Raw genomic sequence first — 2,519 nt, 5'->3', positions numbered from 1 at the left:
ATCATGAGGTAAGCTTCAGCTCATCCTTCGAAAAGGACTTGCATCCACTCCCTCCCAAACCGCACGTACACCTCTCGATGTATACGGCTTTCCGCTTATCATTTGCGGTGTTACGAATGAATTAAATTATGGCATTCGGGGCATACCACGAGTGTTTTCCGTCTCCTTTTTCGCATGAGCAATACCCACTCTGTATTTCCCTTTAAATCTTTGAGTTTCTTAACTTGGTGTATTACCAGATTTCTACAGTCTTTTTGGCATAATTCACAAGTATGACGTTCCACTCTCTGTTTGAGAGTGTTAGTCTTGGCATATTTTGAAAACTGCGGAAGCTCGCTTACATTATCAAACTTTGTAGCACATTCCTTCCGTTTATAACCATCCCTGTAGAATGTTGTTGTTTTCATTCCCTGCCTTGTTTCATACGCAACTGTAAATAATTCGTTTCTGCAATATCTCCGCTTAATCTCATGAACATTCGTCTTATACTTGCACGCAAATGTTTTATACATGCTGTATTTCATTACATTGGCAAATCTCCCTATTTTAAAGGAGTCATTCGCTATGGAGTAATAATTATATAATCCACGGACTTCTGCATTGTATCTTGCGAGAATTTCAATATCGCTCTGGTTTACCAGTTTTCCCCTATGAAGGGCTACAAATCTCTCTTTTCCGTTTTCGTTGATTTTGATTTTCATTGCTTTGTATTCAATTAACTTACCTACCCATTTTTGGCGTGGAACATACAGTTTAACAACTCCTGTCTGACATCTCTGAACCCTTCCGTTAGAAGCCTTCTGTAGCGTCTGCACTCTTGATACCGTAATGTCGTAACCTAGAAATCTTGCTCTGTCTCCAGTGTGCGTAACCTTTGTCTTAGTGTCTGACATTTCTAATTTCAATGCTTTTTGCAGGAATATTTTCACGTCTTTCTTGATAGCTTCTGCGTCTGCTTTGCTACCAATAACCCCGATGATAAAATCATCCGCATATCTCGTATACTGCACCCTTTTATAATTACTGTCGTTATAGACGTAAGGTGTTGTAGATTTTTCAATCATTTCCAGTTCCTTAAGATTTTTGCATCTGATTTTCTTTTCTTCATCAGACAGACTATCCCATATCTCTCTGCCCTTTTTCCTATATCTGTATGCCTTACCGACACTGGACTTATATGCAGTAGAAAAATGTTTCTTCTTGGCTTCTGTATTGAAGTTTTCTGCATAATTTTCCATAAATTTGTCCATTTCATGAAGGTAAATATTTGCCAGCACTGGACTGACTCCCGACCCCTGCGGCACTCCGCTATAGGTTCTGTTGAATGTCCATTGTTCCATATATCCTGCTTTTAGGAATTTCCATATAAGCTGGATAAACGTTTCGTCATCAATCCTCTTTTTCAAGAGGTCGATAACTACATGGTGGTCGAAACTGTCAAAACAAGCGTGTATATCTCCTTCCACAAACCAGTTCGCACCAGTAAAGGTGTTCTGTATCTGTTTCAGTGCTGTCTGACCGCTTCTGTTTGGTCTGAACCCATGTGATTTATTACTGAACACAGGCTCATAAATACTCTCCAAAATCATCTTAACGACTTCCTGCACGAGTTTATCATCCCCTGACTGAATACCCAGAGGACGTTTTTTACTGCTGTTTTTCTTTGCAATATATTCTCTTCTTGCAGGCTTAGGTTGGTAACTTCGGTCTTTTAAGGATAAAATAATCCTCTCAATTTTCTCGTTACCCATGCCATCAATCGTTGTTCCATCAGCTCCGGCAGTCATACTGCCATCATTTGCGTAGATATTTTTATACGCAAGCCAATAAAACTCCGGATTGTACAGATTTCTGTATAATCTCTGAAATCTGTAAGTTTCATTCTTTGACTTTTCCATCAAATTTTTCAATACCTCAGTTGGATTTCTCAATGCCTCTCGCACCTTCCTTCATTTTAGTATTTTCTGATAAGCTGCTTCCCTTCGCCATGTGAACGTCATTAACGTCTCGGACTACTATGGGAGCTGTGTGACCATGCCTGTTACCAGGTTTAGGTCATCCCCAGTTAGTAAATACAGGATTAGCATTCAGTGTTGTCGGCACCGACTTTCGCCATTTATCCGCTGTCTTGCGGTTGCTCTTTCATGAGTATCGCTTGCTTTCATAACTGCGAAATGAAACCAACATGAAAAGCATACGTTTCAATCCTTTTCGTATGCGGGGCACGGGTTCCCCCGCTCTGGCTATCGTTTAGGCAGTTTAGCTTTGTACCTCATACACTGATTTTTATTCTTAAATATTCTGACGCATAGGATTAGCGCCTTTCCTATTTACGTTCCAACTGGAACAACAACATGCTACACTCCCCTTCGGGTTTCCCCTCTCGGATAAGTTGTAGAATAATAGGTTGTGATTTTTCATCACCTGATACTTTTACCTACCGCTTGCTAAAGGCGGTATCCTGTAAGTACCACGTCGCCAATTTATATTGCGCTGGCGACTTCCGGGCGCACACAATT

At 40.5% G+C, this 2,519-nt stretch carries 1 protein-coding gene; it reads right to left on the bottom strand.

All coding sequences use genetic code 11. The features are described 5' to 3' along the window. Positions 1-110: 110 nt before the first annotated feature. On the bottom strand, positions 111-1,931 hold the full coding sequence (locus EDD74_RS14895; protein ID WP_116441384.1) for a reverse transcriptase/maturase family protein: 1,821 nt from the start codon (positions 1,929-1,931) through the stop codon (positions 111-113). Between the last annotated feature and the right edge of the window lie 588 nt (positions 1,932-2,519).

The sequence above is a fragment of the Faecalimonas umbilicata genome, assembly GCF_004346095.1.
Classification (GTDB): Bacteria; Bacillota; Clostridia; order Lachnospirales; family Lachnospiraceae; genus Faecalimonas; species Faecalimonas umbilicata.
Note: the sequence above shows the minus strand (reverse complement) of the source record. Positions and strands in the feature narration are given on the sequence as shown.